Consider the following 25659-nt stretch of genomic DNA (forward strand, 5'->3'; position numbering starts at 1 on the left):
ACGTGTGCCGAACTACTGGGCGGTGGCGCCCGAGGCCTTGACCACCTCGCGCCAGCGCTTGATCTCCGACGCCGCAAAGCTGCGCATCTGCGCCGGGGTGCCGGGCTCGGGCGTGGCGGCCATCTCGCCCAGGCGCTGGCGCAGCTCGGGTGCGGCCAAGGCGGTGTTCAGGGCATGGTTCAGGCGCTCGATCACGGCGGGCGGCGTGCCCGCAGGGGCGGCCAGGCCGAACCACGACTGCACGTCGAATCCCGCATAGCCCGACTCCGCCAGCGTGGGCACATCGGGCAGCAGCGCCGAGCGCCGGGCGCTGGTGATGGCGATCGCGCGCAGCTTGCCTGCCTGCACATGGGGCAGGGCCGAGGGCGCGTTGTCGAACATGGAATCCACCTGCCCGCCCAGCAGGTCGGTGATGGCCGGTGCGCTGCCCCGGTAGGGCACGTGCAGCATGCGCAGGCCCGACAGCTGCCGGAACATCTCGCCCGACAGGTGGATCGACGAGCCGCTGCCCGACGAGGCGAAGCTGATGCCCTGCGCACTCTGCCGGGCATGGCGCACATAGTCGGCCACGCTCTGTATGGGCAGGCGCGGGTTGACCACGAGGATGTTGGGAATCTTGGCGATCAGGCCGATGGGCTCGAAGTCCTTGACCGGGTCATAGCCGAGCCGGGGGTAGAGCGAGGCATTGATGGTGTTGGCAATGGTGTAGACATACAGCGTGTAGCCGTCCGCAGGTGCCCGCGCCACGGCCTCGGCCCCCACATTGCTGTTGGCGCCCGTGCGGTTGTCCACCACCACGCTCTGGCCCAGCTGCTCGCCCATCCGGGCGGCCACCAGGCGTGCGATCACATCGGTGGCGCCGCCGGCCGCATAGCCCACCACGAGCCGCACGGGCCGGGCCGGCCAGGCCGCCGGCTGCGCCAGCACGGGCGCGGGCGCCAACGCCACGGCCGCGACGGTCGCAGCGGCCATGCCAGCCAGTGCGCAGGTGAAGGAACAGGCCAGCAGGCGCCGGCGCGCCCACGGATTGAAACGGGCAGGGGTTGTCATGTCTTGTCTCCAGGTGATCGTTCTGATGTCTGCTTATGTCTGCTTGTGTCCGCTTATGTCTGCCTGTGTGGGCTTTCGACGGCCTGCGGCACACTGCGCGCTGCACGCAGGCCCTTTTCTGCCCTGCCTGCAATCACCGGGAAATTCTTTTCCATGCCTTCGCGCAGCACCAATCCAAACGTCCGGCCAGCGGACATTCCAGTCTCCGCCGACGATGCCGGCAGCCGCACGCTGCGCCGTGGCCTGCAGGTGCTGGACGCCGTGCTGGCCGCTGGCCGCGAAGGCCTGCGCGTCGCTGACCTGTGCCGCGCCACGGGGCTGGAGCGCGCCACGGTGTACCGCCTGCTGTCCACCCTGGTGGACAGCGGCTATGTGGCGCACAGGGGGCGCTTCGGCTATGCGGCCGGCCACCGGCTGGCGGCCACGGCCGCCAGCGCAGGCCAGCCCAACATGGCCGTGCGGCTGCAGCCCGTGCTGGAGCACGTGAGCGCGGGCTGCGCGGACGCGGCCTTTGCCATCGTGCGCGAAGGCGCGGCATCGCACTGCATCGCCCGCCATGTGGGCACGCATCCGGTGCAGATCCTGGTGATCCAGGTGGGTACGCGCCAGCCGCTGGGCGTGGGAGCGGCGGGACTGGCCCTGCTGGCCGCCCTGCCCGATGCCGAGGTGCAGGCCGCGATGGCGGCCAACGCGCCCGTGCTGGAGCAGTACGGCGGCATGACGCCCGAGCGCATGGCCCTGCTGGTGAAGGCCACGCGCCAGCGCGGCTGGTCCGTCATCGGCAACCATGCCACGCGCGGCGTGCTGGCCGTGGGCATGGCGGTGCGCAATGCCGAAGGCGAGCCCGTGGCCGCCGTCAGCGTGGCCTCCACGCTGGAGCGCATGCCCGGCGAGCGCCAGAAGCTGATTGCGCGCTCGATAGGCGAGGCCCTGGCGGCCCTGCTGCCGCGCGGCATCTGAGGCCAAGCCCCGGTCTGCACCGACAATCGGCGCTGCACACCACGAGCGCCGCCCCCATGGAACTGAGACAACTCCGCTACTTCGTCCGCATCGTCGAACTGGGCTCCATGAGCCGCGCCGCCCTGGACCTGGACATGGTCCAGTCCGCGCTGAGCCAGCAGGTCAGCCGCCTGGAAAGCGAGCTGTCCACCCGGCTGCTGCAGCGCACGCCGCGCGGCGTGGTGCCCACCGAGGCGGGCGTGGCCTTCTTCCGCGAGGCCCAGCTCACGCTGCGCCATGCCGAGCAGGCCGTGCGCAGCGCACAGCAGGCGCGGCTGTCGGGCTCGGTCAGCGTGGGCCTGGCGCCCACCACCTCGGCCATGCTGGGCCTGCCCATGATGCAGGCCATGCGCGCGCGCTACCCCGATGTGCGCCTGCACATGGTGGAGGGCATGTCCGGCCACCTGACCGACATGCTCAATGCGCGCGCGCTGGACATGGCCGTGCTGTTCGACGCCCGCCTGCACGGCGGTCAGGCCCGCGCAGGCGGGCGGCGCTGGCAGGTGCACCCGCTGATCGAGGAAGAACTGTTCCTGATCCGCGCGCGCGGCCACCACCCCGAGCCGCTGCCGCCGCAGATGGCGCTGGCCGACCTGGCCGGCGAATCGCTGATCCTGCCCACGGGCCTGCACGGCCTGCGCAGCACGCTGGACACGGCCTTCTCGCAGGCGCGCTTCACGCCGCATCTGGTGCTGGAGGTGGATTCGCTGTCCATGGTCATGGCGGCCGTGGATGCGGGCCTGGGCAGCACGGTGCAGCCCTGGGCCTCCATGGGCCGCTATGCCGATGCCGCGCAGCGCTTCGAGTGGTCGCGTATCACGGACAAAGATGCCCTGCGCACCAACTTGCTGTGCAGCCTGTCCGAGGATGAGCTGTCGCCCGCCGCCCTGGCCGCGCGCGTGGTGCTGATCGACTGCGTGCGCCAGCTGCTGCGCGGCGGCGCCTGGGCCGGCACGGCCCTCATCCATCACGAAGACTGATACCCCCATGCCGGCGGGCCCCTGCCCGCCGCGCGGCGTTCTCCCTACATTCGCAATCCCCACGATGGCGAATGCAAGGAGAACTCCATGGACCCCGATGTCCTGGTCATAGGCGGCGGCAATGCCGCCCTGTGCGCGGCCCTGATGGCGCGCGAGGCAGGCCGCAGCGTGCTGCTGCTGGAGGCGGCGCCGCGCGACTGGCGCGGCGGCAATTCCGGCCACACGCGCAACCTGCGCTGCATGCACGACGCGCCCCAGGACGTGCTGGTCGAGGCCTACCCCGAAGAGGAGTTCTGGCAGGACCTGCTCAAGGTCACGGGCGGCATCACCAACGAGCACCTGGCGCGCATGGTGATCCGTGCCTCCTCCACCTGCCGCGACTGGATGCGCCGCCACGGCGTGCACTTCCAGCCGCCGCTGTCGGGCGCCCTGCATGTAGCGCGCACCAATGCCTTCTTCATGGGCGGCGGCAAGGCCCTGGTCAATGCCTACTACCGCAGCGCCGAAAGGCTGGGCGTGCAGGTGCGCTACGCGTCGCCCGTGGGCCGGCTGGAGATCGAGGACGGCGAGTTCAAGGCCGCCTGGGTGGGCGAGCAGCGCATCACCGCAAAGACCTGCGTGCTGGCGGCGGGCGGCTTCGAGTCCAACCGCGAGTGGCTGCGCGAGGCCTGGGGGCAGAACGCGCGCGGCGAATGGCCGTCCGACAACTTCCTGATCCGCGGCACGGCCTTCAACCGCGGCGTGCTGCTGCGCCACCTGCTCGAAGACCATGGCGCCGACCGCATCGGCGACCCCACCCAGGCCCACATGGTGGCCATCGACGCGCGCGCGCCGCTGTACGACGGCGGCATCTGCACGCGCATCGACTGCGTCTCGCTGGGCGTGGTGGTCAACCGCGAGGCCGAGCGCTTCTACGACGAGGGCGAGGACTTCTGGCCCAAGCGCTATGCCATCTGGGGCCGCCTGGTGGCCCAGCAGCCGGGCCAGACCGCCTGGTCCGTCATCGACGCCAAGGCCATTGGCCGCTTCATGCCGCCGGTCTTCCCGGGCGTGCGCGCCGACTCCCTGCCCGAGCTGGCACGCAAGCTGGGCCTGGACGAGGAACGCTTCATGCAGACCCTGGATGCCTACAACGGCGCCTGCCGGGTCGGCCACTTCGACCACACGGCGCTGGACGACTGCCACACCGAGGGCCTGGCGCCCGCCAAGACCCACTGGGCCCGCCCCATCGACACGGCGCCCTTCTACGGCTACCAGCTGCGCCCCGGCGTGACCTTCACCTACCTGGGCCTGAAGACCGACGACACGGCGGCCGTGCGCTTTGCCGGCCGGCCCAGCACCAGCCTGTTCGTGGCCGGCGAAATGATGGCCGGCAACGTGCTGGGCAAGGGCTATACGGCCGGCGTGGGCATGTCCATCGGCACGGCCTTCGGCCGTATCGCGGGCCGCAACGCGGCCCTGGCCGCCACGGGCCACCCCGCCGTGCGCGGCGCAGTGACAGAGAAGGCTTGACCGAGATGCAGACCCTGAACGCCCTGGCCCAAGAAGCCCAGGACCTGGCCGCCGGCCGGGTCATCCCCATCCTGCCGGTCTCCACCGAAACCGCCGCTGAAGGCGAGGTGGCGCGCGCCCTGCAGATCTGCAACGCCTGCCGCTACTGCGAAGGCTTTTGCGCGGTCTTCCCGGCCATGACGCGGCGCCTGGAGTTCGGCAAGGCCGATGTGCACTACCTGGCCAACCTGTGCCACAACTGCGGCGCCTGCCTGCATGCCTGCCAGTACGCGCCGCCGCATGAATTCGCCATCAACATCCCCAAGGCCATGGCCGAGGTGCGCGGCCAGACCTATGCCGACTACGCCTGGCCGCCCGCCCTGGGGCGCCTGTACCAGAGGAACGGGCTCACGCTGTCGCTGGCCCTGGCCGCAGGCCTGTCGCTGTTCCTGGTGCTGGCCGTGGCCCTGCAGGGCGGCCTGGGCCGGCTGTGGGGCGCCGACCTGGGTGCCAACTTCTACAACCTGTTCCCGCACAACCTGCTGGTGGGCATCTTCGCGCCCGTGTTCCTGTTCGTGGTGCTGGCGCTGGCCATGGGCGTGCGCCGCTTCTGGAAGGACGTCAAGCCCGCCACCGGCGGCGTGGACGTGGGCACGCCGGCGGCGGCCGAGGCCGCGCACGACGTGCTGCGCCTCAAATACCTGGACGGCGGCCACGGCGAGGGCTGCCACAACGAGGACGATGCCTACACCCTGAGCCGCAGGCGCTTTCACCACCTGACCTTCTACGGATTCATGCTGTGCTTTGCGGCCACGGCGCTGGCCACGGTCTACCACTACGTGTTCGGCTGGGCCGCGCCCTACGAATTCCCCAGCCTGCCCAAGCTGCTGGGCGCCGTGGGCGGCACCAGCCTCATGCTGGGCACCGCAGGCCTGTGGCGCCTGAACCGCAGGCGCCACCCGCTGCATGGCGACGCGCGCCAGAAACCCATGGACCTGGGCTTCATCGCCCTGCTGTTCCTGGTCGCTGCCAGCGGCATGGCGCTGTGGCTGGGCCGCGGCACGCCGGCCCTGGCCCTGCTGCTGTGCCTGCACCTGGGCGCGGTGATCGCCCTGTTCGCCACCTTGCCCTACGGCAAGTTCGCGCACGGCGTGTTCCGCACGGCATCCCTGCTGCGCCACAACACCGAAAAGCGCCAGCCCAGCCCCATCGGGCTGGGCGCCGACTAGCCGCATCCGCCCCGATTCCCAGCCAATGACGGAGACAACCCCATGATGAACAAGCGCAACTTCCTGCACGCCACCGCCCTGGCCGCCTCCCTGCTCGCACTGGCCGCCAGTGCGCAGGCCCAGGACTTTCCTCCCAAGAAGCCCGTGTCCCTGGTCGTGGGCTTCGCCGCCGGCGGCGCCGCCGATGCGGCCGCGCGCCTGATCGCCAAGAAGCTGGGCGAGAACATCGGCCAGAGCGTGGTGGTGGAGAACAAGGGCGGCGCGGGCGGCAACATCGCCCACCAGCAGGTGGCCAACGCGGCGGCCGACGGCTCGGTGCTGCTGTTCGGCTCGGTGGGGCCGCTGACCATTGCGCCGCACCTGATGAAGCTGCCCTACGACCCCTTCAAGGACCTGGCGCCCATCTCGGGCGGCGTGAACTTTCCCAACGTGCTGGTGGTGCACAAGGGCGCGGGCGTGAAGACCCTGGCCGAGTTCGTGGCCAAGGCCAAGAAGAACCCGGGCACGGTGGACTACGCCTCGACGGGCGCGGGCTCGGCCTCCCACCTGGCAGGCGAGCTGTTCAACCAGCGCGCGGGCATCGACATGGTGCATGTGCCCTACAAGGGCGGCGCGCCCGCGCTGCAGGACCTGCTGGGCGAGCGCGTGACCAGCTACTTCGCCGCGCCGCCCACGGCCCTGCCCCACATCGAGGCCGGCAAGCTGATCCCGCTGGCCACCACGGGCCTCACGCGCCCGGCGTACATGCCCGACATCCCTACGGTGGCCGAAGCCGGCTATCCCGGCTTCGAGGCGCTGAACTGGTATGCCTTCGTGGCACCGGGCAAGACGCCCAAGCCGATGCTGGACCGCTGGAACACCGAGATCGTCAAGGTACTCAATGACCCGGGCGTCAAGGAGGCGCTGAACAAGCACGGCCTCACCCCCCAGCCCACCACGCGCGCCGAGTTCGCGGCCTTCATGAAGAAGGAATACGAGCAGTGGGGCAGGCTGGTGAAGGAGCGAAAGCTCTCGGCGGAGTGAGCGGCTTGCAGGCGTTCAGAGCTTGATCGGCTTGCGTGCCACGGGCGCTGCAAATCCCGCGCACAGGCGGTTCCAGACATTGATGCTGCCGATGGCATAGGTCAGCTCCACCATCTCGCGCTCGCTGAAATGCGGGCGCAGTGCCTCGAAGTCCTGCTGCTCGGGATGGGCCTGGCTCAGGCGCGTGCAGCGCTCGGCCCAGTTCAGGGCGGCGCGCTCGCGCCCGTCGTAGAAATCCACCTCGGGCCAGGTGACGATGCTGTTGATGCGCTGCAGGTCCTCGCCCCGGGACAGCAGTTCGCGCGTGTGCATGTCCACGCAGAAGGCGCAGCCGTTGATCTGCGAGACGCGCAGGAACACCAGCTCCAGCAGCTGGATGCCCAGGCTGGACTGGTTGAGCAGCGCGTTGATGCCGGCCTGGGCCTTGTACAGCTCGGGGGCCACGGCCTGGAAGTTCAGGCGCGGCGTGGGGGCGGCAAGAGGACGGGCGCCGGTGGCAGCGGAAGACGAAGCGGTCATGGAAAACACTCCTTGAGGGATGTAGCAGCCGGCCGGAATGGCTGGCCCATACCTTCAAGACGCGCGGGGCGTGCGCGTTGTGACAGCGTTGGCGAAAATTCTTTCGCAGCCCCGGCCTCCATCCCCCATTCCCGCCCTGGCTGGCGCTCAATCCGCCACGATGCGCCGCTCCGTGGCGATCTTGCGGTACAGGGCGTTCTCGGCCGCGATCTCGCGCGCGAACTCCTCGGGGCGGTTGCCGATCACGCGCGAGCCCGTGTCCTCGATCTGGCGGCGCACCTCGGGGCTGGCCAGTGCGCGCTGGGCGGCCGCATGCAGGCGCGCCACGATCTCGGGCGACAGCCCCTTGGGGCCGTAGATGCCATAGAAGGCGCTGCGGTTGACCGGCTCCAGCCCCAGCTCCTTGAAGGTGGGCACCTGGGGCAGCTGGGCCAGGCGCTCGGGCGCGGCCACCGCCAGCGCAGTGAGCCGGCCCGCCTTGATGAAGGGCAGGGCCGAGGGCAGGTTGTCGAAGACGATGGGCACCTGGCCCGCCACCGCATCGTTGAGCGCAGGGCCCGATCCCCGGTAGGGCACATGCGTGAGCGACAGCCCCGAGCGGCTGGACATCAGCTCCATCAGCATGTGGCCTATGGAGCCCGTGCCCGCCGTGCCGTAGGCATGCTTGCCGGGGTTCTTCTTCACCTCCTCCACGAAGGCCGCAAAGCTCTGCGCCTTGAAGCCCGGATGCACGGCCAGCACATTGGGCGTGGCCGCAATGTTGGTGATGGGCGTGAAATCGGTGAGCGGGTTGTAGGGCAGGCGCGGGTTGATGGCCGGATTGGTGGCCGTGGTGGACACGGTGGCCACGCCCAGCGTGTAGCCGTCGGGCTGGGCGCGTGCGGCCTCGTGCGCGCCGATGGCGCCTCCGCCGCCGCCCTTGTTGTCCACCACCAGCGGCTGGCCCAGGGCCTCTGCCATGCGCGGCGCAATCGCGCGCGCCACGATGTCGGTGGTGCCGCCGGCCGCAAACGGCACGATCAGGCGCACCAGGCGCGTGGGATAGGCGCCGGCATCGGCCGCCATGGCGCCCGGTGCGGCACCAGCGGCCAGCAGCAGGGCGCACAGGCTGCGGCGTGAAGTGAAGTGGTTCATGGGATGTCTCCTGGGAATGGCTGTGTTTTGAACGGACGGTGGAGGTTTCTGTCAGGCCGATGCGCGGCGCACGATGTGCGAGCGGTCCAGCGCGCCGCAGGAGGAGGCGCCCAGCATGGCCAGGTTGCGGTCCACCTCGTCGCGCAGCAGGCCGATGGCGTGCAGCACGCCGGCCTCGCCGCCCACGGCGGCGGCATAGTTGAAGGGCCGGCCCACCAGCACCATGCGCGCGCCCAGCGCCACGGCCTTGAGCACATCGGAGCCGCGCCGAAAGCCCCCGTCGATGAGCACGGGATAGTCCGGTCCCAGGGCTGCCACCACGTCCTCAAGAATGCGCATGGCCGACACCGCGCCGTCGAGCTGGCGCCCGCCATGGTTGGACAGCACGATGCCGTCGGCCCCCACGCGCCGGGCCTGCAGCGCGTCCTCCACGCTGAGCACGCCCTTGATGACCAGCGGCCCCTTCCAGCGGCGGCGGATGGCCTCGATGTGGCGCCAGCTCAGGTGGTCGCGTGCCGAAAAGTCGCGCATCACGCTGGACGACATGATGGGCGCGCCGCGCGTGGCAAAGGAGTTCTCGAAATGCGGCATGCCGTGGCGCAGCAGCGTGCGCAGGAAGGTGCCCGCCACCCAGCCCGGGCGCACCATGCCGTCCCAGGCCAGGCGCAGGCTGGGCTTGAGCGGCGTGGAAAAGCCGGTGCGGATGTTGTTCTCGCGGTTGGCGGAGATCGGTATGTCCACCGTCACCACCAGGGTGCGAAAGCCTGCGCGCTCCACGCGGTCGATCAGCGCGTCGATGCGGGCCTGGTCCCCGGGGATATAGGCCTGGAACCAGGTGGCCGGGCTCTCGCGCGCCACCTCCTCCATGGGGATCAGCGAAGTGCCGCTCATCACCGACACAATGCCAGCGCGCTGGGCCGCGCGCGCCAGCACCAGGTCACCCCGGTAGGTGGACAGCGCATTGATGCCCATGGGCGCAATGCCGAAGGGGCTGGCATAGCGCTCGCCGAACAGCTCCACGGCCTGCGAGCGCTGCGACACATCGGCCAGCACGCGGGTGGTCAGGCCCCATTCGCCGAACACCTCGCGGTTGTCGCGCAGCGAGGCGTTGTCCTCTGCCGCCCCGGCGATGTAGCCGAAGATGGGCCGGGGCAGCCTGCGGCGCGCGGCCTCCTCGAAATCATGCAGCGACAGCATGCGGCGCAGCACGGCCGGGGCGCGCGGCGCCGGCAGGGCGGTTGCCGAAGGCGTGGAGGCAGAGGCAGAGGAGGGAGCGATGGCGGCCATGGTGCGGACCTCGGAATGTTCAGGAACCGGCGCCACTGTAGGCCGCGCATCCATTGAATGAAAGTGGATTATTTAGAATGCACTTGTTCGCTTTTTGCCAATGACAAACCCATGTCCACACCCTCGGTCAAGCAGCTCGAAGCCTTCTGGTGGGCCGCCACCTGCAGCAACTTCGCCACGGCAGCGCAGCGCGTGCACCTGTCCGTGTCCTCGCTGTCCAAGCGCATCACGGAACTGGAATCCGCGCTGGGCCAGCCGCTGTTCGACCGCAGCGGCCACCGCGCCGTGCTCACCGATGCCGGCCAGCGCCTGCTGCCCGCCGCGCTGGAGGTGCTCAACGCCATGGCCGCGCTGGGCCAGGCCCTGGACACGCGCGAGGCGCTGGCCGGGCATTGCCGCTTCGGCGTGGGCGACCTGTCGGCGCTGACCTGGCTGCCGGCCTTCGTGGCCGCCGCACGCCAGGCCCATCCGCAGCTGGTGCTGGAGCCCCATGTGGACGTGGGCGGCGTGCTGGAGCAGCGCCTGGACGACGGCGAGCTGGACTTTGCCGTCATCGCGGGCCGCTCCTCGCGCAGCAGCCTGCTGTCCCGCCCCGTGGGCGCCGCGCGCTTTGCCTGGGCCGTGGCCCCCGGCCTGGCAGGCGCAGGCCGCCTGGGCGCCACGGCCCTGCTGCAGCGCCATGCGCTGGTCACCCTGCCCCCGCAGGCCGGCACCACGCGCCTGCTGGACGACTGGCTGCTGGCCCAGGGCGCCAGCGTGCGCGAGCGCATCCTGTGCAACAGCTGGGGCGCCGTGGCCGGCATGCTGCGCGCCGGCCTGGGCGTGGGCTTCCTGCCCACCGGCTGGATCGCCGCCCTGGGCCTGCGCGCCGTCGGGGGCCCCCATCCCAAGGCCGCTCTCGCCCCCCTGCACTACGCCTTCCAATGGCGGCGCGGCGACGCCCGCGCCCTGATCCCGGCCATGCAGCAACTGGCGCAGGCGCAGGTGGATTTCACGGTGATGCCGGGGTTGGTGGGGTCAGGGCCGCACGCCTCGCCGCATCACACTCGCAGCAAAGGCCATCCAGCCGAAATCGGGCAAGATGGCACTTGGAAGCAGACCTCCCCCAACCTGTACGACACAGACGAAGATGCCGCCTGCCATCGCTGAAGTCATTGAAATCCAGGGCCGCTCCGAGCAAGGCGCGCAAAAGCCGTTTCTGTGCCGGGCCGACGATGGCCAGACCTACTACGTCAAAGGACGGCAGACGGATCGGTCCAGCCTGTGCAACGAGTGGATCTGTGCGCATCTGGCCGTGCAGTTGGGCCTGCCGCTGCCGCCCTTCAAGCTGCTGCATGTCAGCCAGGAACTTCTGGACGAGGCGCCCAGGCCATGGCGTGAATTGGGCTGCGGCATAGCGTTCGGCTCGCAGCGTCATCCCGGATGCACCTGGTTCGACAAAGCCCAGATCCTGCATGTACCGCAGGACCTGCAGGCCAACATCCTCGCCTTCGACTGGTGGGTACAGAACGTGGACCGCATGGACGGCAACTCCAACCTGCTGTGGGATGCGCATCGCAGCGCATTGGTGGTCATCGACCACAACCTCGCCTTCGACCCGCATCTGGACGCCGCAACCTTTATCGAGAATCACATTTTCAGAGGCTGCTGGCAGAAGACAGATCTTGTGTCGCGCGACCGGCTACAGGATCAACTTTCCGAGGCGATGGATGCCGTTTTCCGCTTTGCCTGCGACAATATTCCACCGGAATGGCATTGGAACAACCCGGAATGCGACATCCCCGCCAGGGTGGACATCAATGCCATTGCCGCGACGCTTGCGAAGTGCAAATCGCCCGACTTTTGGAGGTTCACATGAAGCCTCTTGCCTGCCGCTATTCGATAGTCCAATTTGTCCCGTATGCCGAGACCGGCGAGTTCGCCAACGTCGGCATTGTGCTGACCTGCCCGCAAAGCGGGTACTTCGGTTTTCTGCTGCAAAGCCGCAAGTCCAAGCGCGTCACCGATTTCTTCGATGCGCTTGACAGGGATTTTTACAAGAGCGCAGTCAAGGCCGTGGAGGAAGAGTTGTCGCGGCTCGAGACCCTCGCCCACAGCCTGGCGCCGCAGGCGAAGACAGATGCTTTGAGGGGGATGATGGCCGCGCTCGAGCAGCCACGTGAAGCCATTGTGCGCTTCAGCCCCGCCAAAGTGGTGCTCACCCAGGATCCGGCCCGGGAGTTGCAGCAGCAGTTCGACCACTATGTCGACCATGCTTTTGCCACGCCCGAGTACGTGGAACGCACGATGAACGAACGCCTGAGGGCTTTGCTGGGCGGCCTCGAATTGGATGCGCCGTTCAGGCCGGCGCGCATAGGCAACGAGTACGTCAGTGCCCGGTTCGACTTCGTGCAGACGGTGGGCGACAAGCCCCGCAAGATCATCAAGGCCCTGCATCTGGGCCAAAGCGATGCCAACGACATTGCTGCGCATGGCGACGTCTGGACCGGCAAGATCGCGCGACTGATCCGGCAGCGTGAATTGCCCGGAGACATCCTCGTCAACGTGAACCTGCCTCCACAGGACAAGCAGGCTCACAGGGAAGTCAGCCAGGACATCATGCGGGAGCTCGAGCACCACAAGGTGATCGTGGTGGCTGGCGAAGGCCAGTCCGCCATGCAGAGTATCAAGGAATTCGCGCAGCACTAGGCGCAGCCCTGCCGACCGCGCGTTTACTGGGCACAGCGCCGTCCAGCGGTCAGCCCTCCCCCCACTCCACCAACTGCGGCCGCACCTGCACCACCTGCCCCGCGCGCAGGCCTTCGCCGTCGATGGCGCGGAAGGCCTCGGCCATCAGGCCTTCGACGTTCTGGCGCACCATGTGCACCGGAAAGCGCAGGCATTCGGCATAGGGGTCCCAGTCGTAGCTGCCAAAGCTGCATTGCGCCAGTTCCGCATCGGGCAGTGCGCGCAGGAAGCGGATGGCGCCCTGCAGCGTGATGCCCGATGAGAACAGCAGGGCGCGCGGCAGGCCGCCCAGGCGCTGGTAGAGCGCTGCCATGGCAAGGCGGGCCGCTTCGGGGTCGTAGCCGCAGCAGAGGATGTGCTCGTCCGCCACCGGCGTGTGGGGCGCCAGGGCTTCGCGAAAACCGGCCAGGCGCTGCTCGGTGGCGTACTCCTTGCGGACGCCGCCCAGAAAGCAGATGGCGTCCTGCGGCGCACCTGCCGGTGGCCTGGAGCGCGCCAGCAGCAGGCGTGTGAGTTCGGCCGCACCCCAGCGGTTGTCGCTGGTGACGGAGGGCGCCTTTTTCCCGGGCAGATCCACGTTGACATGGCGCACGCCGGCCTTGCGGCATTCGGCGCTGATGGCGTCGGGCCGGGTGGCGCCCGTGACGATGAGGTGCTCCACGCGAAAGGCGATCAGCGAGCGCACGGTCTCCACCTCCAGCGCGCCGTCGCGCAGCGTGCTGACCACCAGCGGGCACAGGCCGCGCCCATGGGCCAGGCGCTCGAAGGCCTGGGACAGCGCGCCGAAGAAGCGGTCCTCGTGCGTGGGAATCACCATGCCGATCAGCCCCGAGCGCTGGCGGCGCAGGCCGCTGGCCTGGCGGTTCACGGCAAAGCTGTGTTCCTGCGCGAGCTGCTGCACGCGGCGCGCGGTCTCCTCGCTGATGCGCCGCGACTGCCAGCTGCCGTTGAGGATGGCGCTGACCGTCGAGGCCGAGGTGCCGGCCAGTTCGGCCAGGTCGTAGATGGTGGAGGTTCGGGGGCGGTTCACGGTGCTCTGCAGGGGTTGGGACGGGAGCGCTCGGCGGCCATCGTAGCCGCTGCGGCAGCGATTCGGGCGGACCGGCACCGGCACGCAGCAGCGGCCCGGGAAATCCCGCATCGGCAATGGAAGTCCATCTGTCTATAGTTTGCGCAATCGATTGTGCAAAACACAGGGAGGAGCGCCATGTTCCATGGATTCAGCCGGTTCTCGAGGGCACTGTTGGCTTGCACCCTGACGGCGCTGGCAGGCACCGCCGGTGCCGAGGATGTGTCGGTGGTGGCCAAGGTCGGGGGCATTCCGTGGTTCAACGCCATGGAGACCGGCATCCGCAAGGCAGGCCGCGAGCTGGGCATCTCCAGCGGCATGGTCGGCCCCACCGAGGCCGATGCGGCCCAGCAGGTGCGCGCGGTCGAGGACCTGATCGCACGCCGCAGCAAGGTCATCGCCGTGGTGCCCAACGATGCCAGGGCGCTGGAGCCCGTGTTCCGGCGTGCGCGCAGCGCGGACATCAAAGTGCTCACGCACGAGTCGCCCGACCAGAAGGGCGCCGACTGGAACATCGAGCTGAGCAGCGTCGCGGGCTTTGGCGAGCGCCACATGGACAGCCTGGGCAAGGCCATGGGTGGCGAAGGCAAGTACGTGGTCTTCGTGGGCTCGCTGACCGTGCCGCTGCACAACGCCTGGGCCGATGCGGCCATCGCCCACCAGAAAAAACAGTGGCCGAAGATGCAGCTGGTGTCCGAGCGCTTCGGCGTGGCCGAGAGCCTGGACGACTCCTACCGCAGCGCCCAGGACCTGATGCGCGCCCATCCCGACCTCAAGGGCTTTCTGGCCTTCGGCAGCCAGGGCCCCATTGGCGCGGGCCGCGCGGTGGCCGATGCGCGCAAAGCCGACCGCATTGCCGTGGTGGGCTCGTTCTCGCCGGGCCAGGGCGCAAAGCTGGTGCGCGACGGCGTGATCCGCGAAGGCTTCATCTGGAACCCCGCGCTGGCCGGCGAGGTGATCGTGCATGTGGGCAAGATGCTGATCGACGGCCGCGAGCCCACGGACGGCATGGAGATACCGGGCCTGGGCAAGGTGCAGGTGGACCGCGAGCGCCGCAACATCCAGGGCCAGAAGCTGGAGCCGATCAACCGGCAGACCATAGACCGGCTGGTCGGCCTGGGCCTGTGAGCCGCGCGCTGCCATGGATGCCACCACAACGGCGCTGGTCCGCATGCAGGCGGTCACCGTGCGCTTTGGCGACGCCACCGCGCTGCATGCGCTGGACTGGGACGTGATGCCCGGCGGGGTGCACTGCCTGATGGGCAGCAACGGCAGCGGCAAGAGCACGGCGATCAAGGTGCTCAGCGGCGTGCACGCGCCGCAGCCGGGCGCGCGCATCGACATCGGCGGACAGCCCGTGCAGCGGCTGGACCCGGCGCTGGCCAAGTCCCTGGGCATCCAGGTGATCTACCAGGACCTGTCGCTGTTTCCCAACCTGAGCGTGGCCGAGAACATCGCCTTCGACCAGGCCATGGGCCGCTGGTGGGCGCCCGTGCGCCGCAGGCGCCAGCGTGAGGCGGCCCAGGCCGTGATGCGGCGCCTGGGCATTGCGCTGCCGCTGGATGCGCGGGTGGGCGACCTGCCCATTGCGGGCCGCCAGCTCGTGGCCATCTGCCGGGGCATGGCGGCCCGGGCCAGGCTGCTGTTCATGGACGAGCCCACGGCCTCGCTCACGCGCACCGAGGTCGATGCGCTGCTGGCCGTGGTGCGCCGGCTCCAGGCCGATGGCATGGCCATCGTCTTCGTGAGCCACAAGCTGGACGAGGTCATGGAGATCGCCGACCGCGTCACCGTGCTGCGCGACGGGCGCAAGCTCGGCACCTGGCCCGCCGAACAGTTGTCGGGCAGGCAACTGGCCGCGCTGATGACCGGACAGGAAGTGGATGAACGCCTGCATGCGCGCGACATGTCCGCCGCGCCCGCGCTGCTGGAAGTGCGCGGCCTGGGCCGCGACGGCGACTACGAGGACGTGAGCTTCGATGTGCGCGAGGGCGAGATCCTGGGCCTGACCGGGCTGCTGGGCGCGGGCCGCACCGAGCTGGCCCTGGGCCTGTTCGGCATGCGCCGGCCCGATCGCGGCAGCATCCGCCTGGGCGGCCGCACGCTGGCGCTGCGCAGCAACCGCGACGCCATGGCGGCGGGCATTGCCTATGTGCCCGAGGACCGCCAGTCCATCGGCCTGAACCTGCGCCAGTCCGTGCAGGACAACCTGGTGCTGGCCATGCTGCCGCGCCTGTCCGGCCCGCTGGGCTGGCTGCCCGCCAGCCGCCGCGCCGCCACTGCGGCCCAGTGGCGCGACCGCCTGCACATGCGCCTGCCCGCGCTGGACGCGCCCGTGCACCAGCTGTCCGGCGGCAATGCCCAGCGCGTGGTGCTGGCCCGCTGGCTGGCGACCGCGCCACGCCTGCTGATCCTCGACTCGCCCACCGTGGGCGTGGACATCGGCAACCGCCAGGGCATCTTCGAGATCGTGCACGGGCTCGCCGCACAGGGCATGGCGGTGATCGTCATCTCGGACGAGGTGGCCGAGGTCCATGCCCACTGCGACCGCGTGTTGCACATGCGCGGCGGGCGCATCGCCGGCGAGTTCCTGCCACGGGCGCATTCCGAACGCGAGATCGAGGAGGCCGTCCATGCCTGAACACGCACACGCGCTGCTGCACCACCCCGTGGCCCGGCTCGGCCTGGCCATTGCCGCCATGGCCCTGCTGTTCGGCGCCCTGGCGCCGGGCTTCTGGACGCTGGGCAACTGGATGGACGTGGCCGAGGGCGCATCGGTCACCGCCATCATGGCCGTGGGCCTGCTGGTGGTGCTGGTCGCGGGCGGCATCGACATCTCGTTTGCCGCCACGGCCACGGTGGCGCAGTACCTTGCGGCCCTCGCGGCCACACGCCTGGGCTGGGCACCGGCGGCCAGCATCGCGCTGGGCCTGGCCACGGGACTGGCGCTGGGCGCATTCAACGCCCTGCTCATCCACCGCCTGCGCGCCACCTCCATCATCATCACCATCTCCACGCTGAACCTGTACTTCGCGCTGCTGATGCATGGCACGGGCGGCCGGTCCATCTACGACCTGCCGTCGTGGTGGAGCGATTCCGTGGTGCTGGCCCGCTTCGCAAGCGCCGACGGCGCAGACCCCGTGCGCCTGACCCTGCCCATCGCCGTGGCCGCTGCGGCCGCCCTGCTGACCGCGCTGCTGCTGGGCCACAGCGCGCTGGGGCGGCGCCTGTACGCCTTCGGCGGCAACCCCGAGGCCGCCCACCGCATGGGCATCGGGCTGGGCGCCATCCAGGGCGTGGCCTATGGCTGGCTCGGCATGATGGCGGCCATCGCAGGCCTGGTGCAAGCGCACCGCGTGGGCGAGTCGGTGCCCAACGCCCTGGTCGGCACGGAGCTGTTCGTGCTCGCAGCCGCCGTGCTGGGCGGCGCCAGCCTGTTCGGCGGCACGGGCAGCGTGGGCGGCGTGCTGATGGGCGTGCTGCTGCTGGCCGTGCTGCGCAACGGGCTGAACCTGCTGGGCGTGTCGCCGTATTTCTTTCAGGTGCTGCTGGGCGCCGTGGTGCTGGCCTGCGCCGCCGCAACGGGACTGCGGCGCACGCAGCGACGCAACCAGCAGCGCAGCGCTGACGCCACTCCTGCAGCGCGCTTGGCGGGGGCCGCGCCATGAACCGCAGCACTGGCGCGCCGCTGGGCCTGATCGCGCTGCTGGCGCTGCTGTGCGCCGTGTTCACGCTGCTGCTGCCCGGCAGCTTCGCCACCCTGGGCACGCTGCAATCGGTGCTGCTGCAAATCCCGGAACTGGGCCTGCTGGCACTGGCGCAGATGCTGCCGCTGGTCAGTGGCGGCATCAACCTGGCCGTGGTCGCCAGCGCCAACATGGCGGGCCTGGCCATGGCCTGGGTGCTGGTGGGAGGCCTGTCGGCGCTGGGCCTGGACCTGTCGGGCCATGAGGGCCTGCTCATCGCCGCAGCACTGACCGTGGGCGCCCTCGCCAGCCTGCTGGTGGGGCTGGCCAGCGGCTGGCTGGTGGCGCGCGTCAACGCCCATCCCATCCTCGTCACGCTGGGCACCATGTCGCTGATCAACGGCCTGTGCGTCTGGCTCACGCGCGGCAAGCCCATTGCAGGCTTTCCCGAGGCCTTCCAGGCCCTGGGCTCGGCCCAGTGGCTGGGCCTGCCGCTGCCGTTCTGGATCTTCGCGGCCGTGTGCCTGCTGGTGGGCCTGTACCTGGGCAGCACACGCCACGGGCTGGCCATCCGCATGGTCGGCTCCAATGCCGAGGCCACGCGCCATGCGGGCATCGATACGCGCCGCGTGCTGATCGGCGTCTACACCCTGTCCACGCTGCTGTGCTGGATCGCGGCCGTGCTGATGATGGCGCGCTTCAACTCGGCCAGTGCGGGCTACGCCCAGTCCTACCTGCTGGTCACGGTGCTTGCGGCCATCCTGGGCGGCACCGATCCCATGGGCGGCTTCGGCCGGGTGTCGGGGCTGTTCGTCGCCCTGCTCATCCTGCAGGTGCTGTCCAGCGGAGTGAACCTGCTGGGCGCCAATGCCCAGCTCACGCAGGCCCTGTGGGGCGCCACCATGATCGCCGCCGTGGCCGCGCGCCACCTGCTCGCGCGCTGGCGGGGCCGTGCCCGGGCACCCGCCGAACCCTCCCCTTCACGCTCTCGCAGAGTCCACCCGGAGCCCCTATGAACCCCCTCGGCATCCACGCCCTTGTCTGGGCCGGCGACCTGTCGCCGGCCTCCACCCGCCATGTGATCGAGCAGACGCGCCAGGCCGGTTACGACCTGGTCGAGCTGTCCCTGCACGGCCCCCGGCTCATGGACCTGGCGCTCACGCGTGATCTGCTGCAGGAGCATGGACTGGCCGTGGGCTGCTCGCGGGGCCTGACCTTCGAGGCCGATGTCTCCAGCGAAGACCCCGCCGTGGTCGCGCGCGGCCAGGCGCTGCTGCAAGAGGGCGTGGACATCACGGCGCGCCTGGGCGGGCGCTACTTTGGCGGCATCCTCTACGGCGCCATGGCGAAATACGGCCACCCCTGCACGCCGCAGGGCCGGCGCAACGCGATCGAGGCCGTGCGGCGCATTGCAGACTTCGCGGGCGAGCGCGGCGTCACGCTGGGCCTGGAGGTGGTCAACCGCTACGAAAGCAATCTGCTGAACACGGCCGCGCAGGCGCTGGAGTTCATCGACGAAGTCGGCCAGCCCCATGTCTGCGTGCACCTGGACACCTACCACATGAACATCGAGGAAGCCGACCTCGCCGCCCCCGTGCTGGCCTGCGGACAGCGGCTGGGCTATGTGCACATCGGCGAGAACCACCGCGGCTACCTGGGCGCGGGCCACATCGACTTCGCGCAGTTCTTCGGTGCGCTCGCGCAGATCGGCTACCAGGGCACCGTCACCTTCGAGAGTTTCTCGTCGGCCATCGTCAACGAGCAGCTGTCGAACGCGCTGGCCATCTGGCGCCCGATGTGGCAAGACGGCATGGACCTGGCCCTGCACGCACGCGACTTCATGGCCGACGGGCTGGCCAGCGCGCAGCAGGCACGCGCATGACGGCCATCCTGCCGCCCGAGGCCCTGGCGCGTGCGTTTGCGCTGGCGCGCTCCGGCCCCCGCCGCCTGCTGGGCCTGGCTGGCCCGCCCGGCGCAGGCAAGAGCACGGTCTGCGCCGCCCTGCTGCAGGCGCTGGGCCCGCTGGCGGCGGCCGTGCCCATGGACGGCTTCCACCTGGCGCAGTCCGCGCTGCAGCGCCTGGGCCGCGCGCAGCGCAAGGGCGCGCCCGACACCTTCGACTCGGCCGGCTACGTGGCGCTGCTGCGCCGCCTGCACACGCCCATGGCCGGTGAAACGGTCTACGCCCCCGAATTCCGGCGCGCCATCGAGGAGCCCATTGCAGGCGCCATCGCCATCGCGCCCGGCGTGCCCCTGGTCATCACCGAAGGCAACTACCTGCTGATGGATGAACAGGATGCGCCGGGCACGCGCTGGCATGCCGTGCGCGCGCTGCTGGACGAGGTCTGGTACGTGGACATGGACGACCGCCTTCGCATCGAACGCCTGACCCGCCGCCACGAACTCCACGGCCGCAGCCCCCAGGCCGCACGCGACTGGGTGGCGCAGGTGGACGAGCCCAATGCGCGCCGCATTGCGGCAACGCGGGGGCGGGCGGATTGGGTGTTGCGCTGGGGGTGAGACTGCCGAACGCAGCCCCCGCTCAGAACGCCACCACGCCCCCGTCCTTGCGCGGGTCCGATCCGCCGATGTAGTGGTCGCCGTCGCGCAGAACCAGTTGTGCGCCGCCGAAGGCGAAGACGCCATGGCCTTCCTCCACCGTGACTTCGTGGCCGCGTGCGCGCAGGGCGGCGACGACTTCGGCATCGAAGGCGGGTTCCACGGCCACGCCCTTGCCGCCCGTCACGCGCCAGCGCGGTGCGTCGGCGGCGGCCTGGGGGTTCTGGCCGTAGCGCAGCACGCGCAGGGCCATCTGCAGGTGGCCCTGGCTCTGCATGGGACCGCCCATGACGCCGAAGGCCATCTGGGGCGTGCCGTCGGCGTTCATCGCAAAGGCCGGGATGATGGTGTGCGAGGGGCGCTTGCGCGGCGCGACCTCGTTGGCATGGCCGGCTTGCGTGGTGAAGCCGTGGCCGCGGTTTTGCAGGCTGATGCCGGTGCCCGGCACGACCACGCCAGAGCCGAAGCCCATGTAGTTGGACTGGATGAACGAGACCATCATGCCGCTGGCATCGGCCGTCGCCAGGTAGACGGTGCCGCCCGGGCGCGGTGCGCCGTAGGTGGGCGCGCTGGCGCGCTCGCGGTCAATGAGCGCCGCGCGTTCGCGCAGGTAGCCGGCGTCCAGCAGATGGGCGGATTCGACGCGCATGTGGTCGCCGTCGGCGTTGTATTCGTGCAGGTCGGCCAGGGCCAGCTTCATGGCCTCGACCTGCAGGTGCACGGACTCCACGCCGTCCAGCGGCTCGGCGCCCACGCCCAGTGCGTCCAGCATGCCCAGCGCCATCAGCGCGGCAATGCCCTGGCCGTTGGGCGGGATCTCGTGGATCACCGAATCGCCAAAGGTCTGCGACACCGTGCCGACCCAGTCGGCCTGGTGGGCGGCCAGGTCGGCCTCGGTCATGGCGCCGCCGCAGGCCTTGGCGTGCTCGGCCATCGAGCGCGCCAGTGCGCCACGGTAGAAGGATTCGCCCTTGGTGGCGGCGATCTCCTCCAGCGTGCGCGCATGGGCTTCGCTGCGGAACACCTCGCCCGCCTTGGGGGCCTTGCCATCGGGCAGGAAGCACTCGGCAAAACCGGGCTGGTCGCCGAGCTTGGCTCCGCCCAGCGCCCACAGCGTGGCGATGGTGGGCGAGACCGCAAAGCCGTCTCGCGCATAGCGGATGGCGGGCTGGGCCAGTTGCTCGAACGGCAGCTTGCCGAAGCGGCGCGACAGCTCCACCCAGGCCGAGACGGCGCCGGGCACGGTGACGGCGTTCCAGCCCTTCTCGGGGATGCCGCCCAGCGCGGCGAAGTACTCGGGCGTCCAGGCTTCGGGCGAGCGGCCCGAGGCATTGAGGCCGTGCAGTTCCTTGCCATCCCACAGGATGCAGAAGGCATCGCTGCCCAGACCGCAGCCCGTGGGCTCGACCACGGTCAGCGCCATGGCCGTGGCAATGGCCGCATCCACGGCATTGCCGCCGGCCAGCAGCATGGACAGGCCGGCCTGCGCGGCCAGCGGCTGCGAGGTGGAGACCATGTTGCGGCCCAGCACCGAAGAGCGGTGCGAGGCGTAGGGAAGTGTCCAATCCGTAACAGTGCTTGTCATATCAATTTCCATAGCGCCAACGCGCCACCGATAGCTTGAGGAACCGCAGGCACGGCCCAGCTCAGGGACGCCAAGCAAGGGCCGCCCCGCAGCAAGGGCGTCGTCCCCCTCCCGCAGGAGAGGGGGAAGCGGCAAAGCCGCTCAGGGGGTGCTTCACTCAATCCAATGTGATTTTGTTGTCTTTGATGACCTGCGCCCAGCGCGCGCTGTCGGCCTGCACCATGGCAGCGAACTGCGCGGGCGTGCGGGGCGATGCGGCCTCCACGCCCTGCTTGGCCAGGCTGGCCACCACCTCGGGATTCTGGATGGCCTTGTTGAAGGCCTGATTGATCCGCGCCACCAGCTCGGGCTTCATGCCGGCCGGGCCATAGACGCCGAACCAGGTGACCGAAGAATAGCCAGGCAGGCCGGACTCGGCCACCGTGGGCAGGTCGGGCGCCAGCGCGCTGCGCTTGTCGCCGGTCACGGCCAGTGCGCGCAGGCGGCCGCTGGCCACATGGGGCATGCCGGTGGGAATGGAGTCGAACAGCAGGTGCACCTGGCCCGCGGCCAGGTCGGTGATGGACTGGGCCGTGCCCTTGTAGGGCACATGGGTCAGCTGCAGGCCCGCGCGCGCCGCGAAGGCCGCCGCGTTCAGGTGGACGATGGTGCCATTGCCGCTGCTGGCGTAGTTGAGGGCGCCAGGATGGGCCTTGGCATAGGCGATCAGCTCCTGCACGTTGCGCACGGGCAGCGAGGGCGTGACCAGCAGGATGCTGGCCGCGCCGCCGATCTCGGCAATGGGCGTGAAATCCTTGTCGGCCTTGTAGGCCAGACGGGTCATCAGATGCGGCGAGATGGCATGCGTGCTGCTGGTGGTGAACAGCAGCGTGTAACCGTCCGGCGAGGCCTTGGCGGCCTCGCCCGTGCCGATGGTGCCGCCCGCGCCGGGGCGGTTGTCGATGACCAGCTGCTGGCCCAGGTCCTGGGACATGCGCTGCGCCACCACGCGCGCCACGAGGTCGGTGGCGCCGCTGGCCGGAAAGGGCACGACCAGGCGCACCGGGTGCGAGGGCCAGGACGCCTGGCCCTGTGCCACGGCGGGCAGGGCGATGGCGCCAGCCAGGGCACAGGCTGCAGCCACGATGGCGCGGCGTGGAAGTAAAACGCTGGGCAATGCCTTCATGGGCACACTCCTGGACAGGGGTTGGACGGCTGCAGCCGCTGCTCCCCAGCAACGCCGCAACAGGCCATCGTAGAACCCTCGCCCCTTTGCCGCCATCAGCAAATTTGCAAACCTGCGTTGCCTCTGCGGCAAATTGATGACAATCGGGGCGACATGCCCGACGCCCGCCACCTTCTTTTGCAGGACACCGCGCTGCGCTACTTCCACGAAGTGGCGCAATGCGGATCGCTGACCGAGGCCTCGGCGCGGCTGCATGTGGCGGCCTCGGCCATCAGCCGCCAGATCGCGGCGCTGGAGGGGCTGCTGGGCACGCCGCTGTTCGAACGCCACCCGCGCGGCATGGTGCTCAATGCGGCCGGGGAGATCCTGGCCGACCATGTGCGCCGCGCCGGCCTGGACGCCGAGCGCGCGCTGGGCGAGATCGAGGCCCTGCAGGGGCTGCGCAGCGGCCGCGTGCGCATCGCAAGCTCCGACGCCTTTGCCAACGAGTTCCTGCCGCGCCTGTGCGCAGCGTTCCAGCGCGCGCATGCCGGCATCGTCTTCGAGGTGATGGTGCTGCCCACGCCTGCCGTGCCAGAGGCCGTGCGCAGCGGCACGGCCGACATCGGCCTGTGCTTCAGCCGCGCGCCTGAAAAAGGCATTGCCGTGGCCTGCCGCGTGGCGGCGCCCCTGGTGGCCCTGGTCGCACCCGGCCATGCCTTGGCCCAGGCGCGCCGCCTGTCGCTGGCCCAATTGGTACGCCACCCCCTGGCACTCACACCGGCCGATACTGCCGTGCGCCAGTTGCTGGACGCGGCCTGCAGCCGCCAGGGCCTGATGCTGATGCCGGTGATGGAGAGCAACCACGGCAAGACCCTGCTGAACTTTGCAGCCCAGGGCGCCGCCGTGGCCGTGGCCAGCGAGATCGCCGCGCGCCACATGGTGGCCACAGGCGCACTGGTGGCCGTGGCGCTCAGCGACCGGGGCATGGACCTGCGCGACATCGAGGTGCAGACCCTGGCCGGCCGCACGCTGCCCCATGCGGCGCAGTCCTTCCTGGAAATGCTGCAGCTGCGGTTGCCCGGTCCCTGGTAACCGGAGGGCATCGCGGGCAGCGCCCGCCAGACACCACGGAAACAGGGCCGGCCAGAAAAGAGACCACAGTCCGAACATGGGCGGAGGGGCAAAACTCGGAAAGCTCCGGTTTTTACTGCCCTGCAGACCCGTGATTCCTCCATCGCCCTGATCGGTCCACCGAAGACGGGAGCGGATCGGGCATGAATCGGATAGGACTACTCTGATTCTGACTCAGCCGATTCGGATTCTCCTGCGCGACCGGACAGCCAGCCGCCGGCGCCGTTCCTATCATTCGCATCTCTGTCGCCGGGCTTCCTTTACGGAACCCCTTGACTCCCGCTCCTGAATGAATACACGGACAACCCGGCCATCGCCGGACCTGCAAACAAGAGGCAAGGCATGTACACGAACCAGGCCGGAGGGCGCAAGCGGCAATTGCAGCGGGAGGCACAGCATGGATGAGCGAACCGAACTGACCTTCATGCTGCATGGCCTGTCGGACCGCGACGCCAAGCTGTTCCGCTCCTATGTGCTGATGGTGAATCACCGCACACGGCACCGCTGGACGTGGCGCGAATCCCAGGCGGACATGACGGTGGCGCATGGCGAACTGGCCGAAGCGCCTGCCGCCCCGCCCGCGTTGACGCTGCGCGTGGGCGGGCAGCCCAAGGGGGCCTTTCCTGCGGGCGGCCATCTGAGCATGCCCCTGCGCGCCGATGCGCTGGAGGAATGCCTCAACACCATGGGCGCACGCATCCTGTCGGTGCACGGCAAGCCGGCCAGCGCCAAGGCACACGCCAGCGGCCTGCACACGCAGCATCAGCTGATGCTGCTGCAGCTGCGGCGCTGGCCGTCGCCGCAACTGCTGACGAGATCCCACCATATCCGCCTGGCCACCTTGCTGACAGGCCAGCCCACGACGATGCAGACCCTGTGCCAGCGCTCGGGCCTGCCGCCCGAGATCTGTGCCGGTTTTCTGAACGAGCTGGACGCCGCCGGCCTGCTGCGCTGGGCCTCGGCCCGCCCGCCCGCCGCACCGCCCCCCGGCAACCCTGCGCCGGACAGGGGCGTGCTCGAACGCATACGCCTTCGCCTGGCCCGGTTTGCAGGAGCGCGCCCATGAGCGAACTCAAGATCCTGATTTCCGGCCCTCCAGGCGCAGGCAAGACGACGGCCATCCGCTGCGTCAGCGAGATCGCCCCCGTGAGCACCGACGTGCGCAACACCGATGACACCCTGGACAAGGCGCTGACGACGGCCGGCATGGACTATGGCGAGTTGACCCTGGACAACGGCGAGAAGCTGTACCTCTACGGCACGCCCGGGCAGGAGCGCTTTGACTTCATGTGGCGCATCCTCTCGCGCGGCGCGCTGGGCGTGATCTTGCTGATCGACAACAGCCGCTCCGATCCGCTGGCCGACCTGGATATCTATGTCCAGGGCCTGTCCGATGTCTTGCGCAGCACGGCATGCGTGGTGGCGGTATGCCGCATGCAGGAGTACACGGCGCCTGATCTGGACAGCTTTGCCGTGCACCTGCAATCGCGCGGCCTGCTGTGCCCCGTGGTGCCGGCCGATGTGCGCAACCCCCAGCAGGTGGTGGCCCTGATCGAGCTGTTGCTGCTGCAGATTGAAGCCCTTGCCCAGGAGAAGTCCCATGAAGAATGACGCTGCCTTGAAGGCTGCAGCCCAGGCGGCGGTGCAGTCGCTGATGAGCAGGTTGCACGGCGTGCGTGGCTGCGTGGTCAGCACCGAGGACGGCTTCGAGGTGGCCGCCCGTGCGCAAGGCCAGGGCAGCACGGCGCGGCTGTCGGCCATGGCCAGCTCGATGGCGGCGCTGGGCATGATCGCCGGCGAGGAGAACCAGCTCGGGCATTGCGCCAACGTGGTGGTCGAGGCGGCCGAGGGCTTCATCGTCATGCTGCAGGCACAGCGCCCGGGCCTGACGCTGGTCATCAGCGTGGTGGCCTCGCGCGAGGCCGTTCTGGGCCAGGTTCTCTATGTCTCGCGCGAGGCCGTGCGGACGCTGGAACAAGCGTGATGGCAAAGGCAGGCAAGGGCTGCTCATATGCATCCGGCAAGAAGGCACCGCGAAGGTGC

The 25659-nt window shown here is 69.7% G+C and carries 25 protein-coding genes; 18 read left to right on the forward strand and 7 right to left on the reverse strand.

Annotation, left to right across the window (positions count from 1 at the left end; genetic code table 11):
* Positions 1-12: 12 nt before the first annotated feature.
* A complete protein-coding gene (locus tag IB269_RS14815) occupies positions 13-1050 on the reverse strand; it encodes a tripartite tricarboxylate transporter substrate binding protein (protein WP_192367483.1) in 1038 nt (345 codons plus the stop codon).
* A 153-nt stretch (positions 1051-1203) separates the two neighbouring features.
* On the opposite strand from IB269_RS14815, the gene IB269_RS14820 reads away from it, so the two are divergent.
* The 5 genes from IB269_RS14820 (at position 1204) to IB269_RS14840 (ending at position 6772) form a co-directional block, all read left to right on the forward strand.
* Entirely contained in the window at positions 1204-2010 is an 807-nt protein-coding gene (locus IB269_RS14820) for an IclR family transcriptional regulator (protein ID WP_192367484.1), read from the forward strand.
* Positions 2011-2066: 56 nt separating this feature from the next.
* Positions 2067-3029: a LysR substrate-binding domain-containing protein gene (locus IB269_RS14825; protein WP_012202727.1), complete on the forward strand. Its 963-nt coding sequence runs from the start codon at positions 2067-2069 to the stop codon at positions 3027-3029.
* 87 nt (positions 3030-3116) lie between these two features.
* Positions 3117-4541 carry an FAD-dependent tricarballylate dehydrogenase TcuA gene (tcuA, locus tag IB269_RS14830; protein ID WP_192367485.1) on the forward strand — a complete coding sequence of 475 codons (1425 nt, stop codon included), beginning with the start codon at positions 3117-3119 and terminating at the stop codon, positions 4539-4541.
* Between the two features lie 5 nt (positions 4542-4546).
* Positions 4547-5749: a tricarballylate utilization 4Fe-4S protein TcuB gene (gene tcuB / locus IB269_RS14835; protein WP_047328023.1), complete on the forward strand. Its 1203-nt coding sequence runs from the start codon at positions 4547-4549 to the stop codon at positions 5747-5749.
* Positions 5750-5791: 42 nt separating this feature from the next.
* The gene (locus IB269_RS14840; protein WP_012202724.1) at positions 5792-6772 is read left to right on the forward strand and encodes a Bug family tripartite tricarboxylate transporter substrate binding protein; all 981 of its coding nucleotides are present in this window, start codon (positions 5792-5794) and stop codon (positions 6770-6772) included.
* Positions 6773-6787: 15 nt separating this feature from the next.
* On the opposite strand, the gene IB269_RS14845 is transcribed toward IB269_RS14840, so the two are convergent.
* From IB269_RS14845 to IB269_RS14855, 3 genes are all read right to left on the reverse strand, one after another.
* A complete protein-coding gene (locus IB269_RS14845; protein ID WP_012202723.1) occupies positions 6788-7291 on the reverse strand; it encodes a carboxymuconolactone decarboxylase family protein in 504 nt (167 codons plus the stop codon).
* Between the two features lie 147 nt (positions 7292-7438).
* On the reverse strand, positions 7439-8425 hold the full coding sequence (locus tag IB269_RS14850; RefSeq protein ID WP_192367486.1) for a tripartite tricarboxylate transporter substrate binding protein BugE: 987 nt from the start codon (positions 8423-8425) through the stop codon (positions 7439-7441).
* Between the two features lie 51 nt (positions 8426-8476).
* A complete protein-coding gene (locus IB269_RS14855) occupies positions 8477-9712 on the reverse strand; it encodes an alpha-hydroxy acid oxidase (RefSeq protein WP_192367487.1) in 1236 nt (411 codons plus the stop codon).
* Between the two features lie 111 nt (positions 9713-9823).
* Here IB269_RS14855 and IB269_RS14860 point away from each other — a divergent pair, with 111 nt between their 5' ends.
* Genes IB269_RS14860 through IB269_RS14870 form a run of 3 tightly spaced genes read left to right on the forward strand, consistent with a single transcriptional unit; the run spans position 9824 to position 12400 of the window.
* Positions 9824-10861, forward strand: a complete 1038-nt coding sequence (locus tag IB269_RS14860; protein ID WP_192367488.1) for a LysR family transcriptional regulator — start codon at positions 9824-9826, stop codon at positions 10859-10861.
* Positions 10842-11570, forward strand: a complete 729-nt coding sequence (locus tag IB269_RS14865) for a HipA family kinase (RefSeq protein WP_017405896.1) — start codon at positions 10842-10844, stop codon at positions 11568-11570. The genes IB269_RS14860 and IB269_RS14865 overlap by 20 nt, the downstream gene beginning before the upstream one ends.
* Positions 11567-12400, forward strand: coding sequence for a DUF3037 domain-containing protein (locus IB269_RS14870; RefSeq protein ID WP_099734931.1), 834 nt, complete (start codon positions 11567-11569; stop codon positions 12398-12400). Before IB269_RS14865 ends, IB269_RS14870 begins: the two co-directional genes overlap by 4 nt.
* 49 nt (positions 12401-12449) lie before the next feature.
* Here the strand turns inward: IB269_RS14870 and IB269_RS14875 are convergent, their stop codons facing one another.
* Positions 12450-13469: a LacI family DNA-binding transcriptional regulator gene (locus IB269_RS14875; RefSeq protein ID WP_318652157.1), complete on the reverse strand. Its 1020-nt coding sequence runs from the start codon at positions 13467-13469 to the stop codon at positions 12450-12452.
* 177 nt (positions 13470-13646) lie between these two features.
* Here IB269_RS14875 and IB269_RS14880 point away from each other — a divergent pair, with 177 nt between their 5' ends.
* Genes IB269_RS14880 through IB269_RS14905 form a run of 6 tightly spaced genes read left to right on the forward strand, consistent with a single transcriptional unit; the run spans position 13647 to position 19714 of the window.
* A complete protein-coding gene (locus IB269_RS14880; protein WP_192367490.1) occupies positions 13647-14636 on the forward strand; it encodes a substrate-binding domain-containing protein in 990 nt (329 codons plus the stop codon).
* A gap of 13 nt (positions 14637-14649) precedes the next feature.
* A complete protein-coding gene (locus tag IB269_RS14885) occupies positions 14650-16149 on the forward strand; it encodes a sugar ABC transporter ATP-binding protein (protein WP_192367491.1) in 1500 nt (499 codons plus the stop codon).
* On the forward strand, positions 16142-17176 hold the full coding sequence (locus IB269_RS14890) for an ABC transporter permease (RefSeq protein WP_192367492.1): 1035 nt from the start codon (positions 16142-16144) through the stop codon (positions 17174-17176). The genes IB269_RS14885 and IB269_RS14890 overlap by 8 nt, the downstream gene beginning before the upstream one ends.
* The gene (locus IB269_RS14895) at positions 17173-18210 is read left to right on the forward strand and encodes an ABC transporter permease (protein ID WP_192367493.1); all 1038 of its coding nucleotides are present in this window, start codon (positions 17173-17175) and stop codon (positions 18208-18210) included. Before IB269_RS14890 ends, IB269_RS14895 begins: the two co-directional genes overlap by 4 nt.
* Entirely contained in the window at positions 18207-19076 is an 870-nt protein-coding gene (locus IB269_RS14900) for a sugar phosphate isomerase/epimerase family protein (protein WP_192367494.1), read from the forward strand. The genes IB269_RS14895 and IB269_RS14900 overlap by 4 nt, the downstream gene beginning before the upstream one ends.
* The gene (locus IB269_RS14905; RefSeq protein WP_192367495.1) at positions 19073-19714 is read left to right on the forward strand and encodes a nucleoside/nucleotide kinase family protein; all 642 of its coding nucleotides are present in this window, start codon (positions 19073-19075) and stop codon (positions 19712-19714) included. Before IB269_RS14900 ends, IB269_RS14905 begins: the two co-directional genes overlap by 4 nt.
* Before the next feature lie 22 nt (positions 19715-19736).
* On the opposite strand, the gene IB269_RS14910 is transcribed toward IB269_RS14905, so the two are convergent.
* Together IB269_RS14910 and IB269_RS14915 are read right to left on the reverse strand one after the other, a co-directional pair.
* A complete protein-coding gene (locus IB269_RS14910) occupies positions 19737-21338 on the reverse strand; it encodes a gamma-glutamyltransferase family protein (RefSeq protein WP_192367496.1) in 1602 nt (533 codons plus the stop codon).
* A 157-nt stretch (positions 21339-21495) separates the two neighbouring features.
* Positions 21496-22503, reverse strand: a complete 1008-nt coding sequence (locus IB269_RS14915) for a Bug family tripartite tricarboxylate transporter substrate binding protein (protein ID WP_043825478.1) — start codon at positions 22501-22503, stop codon at positions 21496-21498.
* A 153-nt stretch (positions 22504-22656) separates the two neighbouring features.
* On the opposite strand from IB269_RS14915, the gene IB269_RS14920 reads away from it, so the two are divergent.
* The 4 genes from IB269_RS14920 to IB269_RS14935 all read left to right on the forward strand — a co-directional run bounded on the left by IB269_RS14920 (position 22657) and on the right by IB269_RS14935 (position 25600).
* Entirely contained in the window at positions 22657-23577 is a 921-nt protein-coding gene (locus IB269_RS14920; RefSeq protein WP_034389667.1) for a LysR family transcriptional regulator, read from the forward strand.
* Between the two features lie 436 nt (positions 23578-24013).
* Positions 24014-24682: a hypothetical protein gene (locus tag IB269_RS14925; RefSeq protein WP_034389665.1), complete on the forward strand. Its 669-nt coding sequence runs from the start codon at positions 24014-24016 to the stop codon at positions 24680-24682.
* Positions 24679-25227, forward strand: coding sequence for a GTP-binding protein (locus IB269_RS14930; RefSeq protein ID WP_043820163.1), 549 nt, complete (start codon positions 24679-24681; stop codon positions 25225-25227). The genes IB269_RS14925 and IB269_RS14930 overlap by 4 nt, the downstream gene beginning before the upstream one ends.
* Positions 25217-25600, forward strand: coding sequence for a roadblock/LC7 domain-containing protein (locus IB269_RS14935; protein ID WP_016449547.1), 384 nt, complete (start codon positions 25217-25219; stop codon positions 25598-25600). The genes IB269_RS14930 and IB269_RS14935 overlap by 11 nt, the downstream gene beginning before the upstream one ends.
* Positions 25601-25659: the final 59 nt, after the last annotated feature.

The sequence above is a fragment of the Delftia sp. DLF01 genome (assembly GCF_014852125.1).
Lineage (GTDB): Bacteria > Pseudomonadota > Gammaproteobacteria > Burkholderiales > Burkholderiaceae_C > Comamonas > Comamonas acidovorans.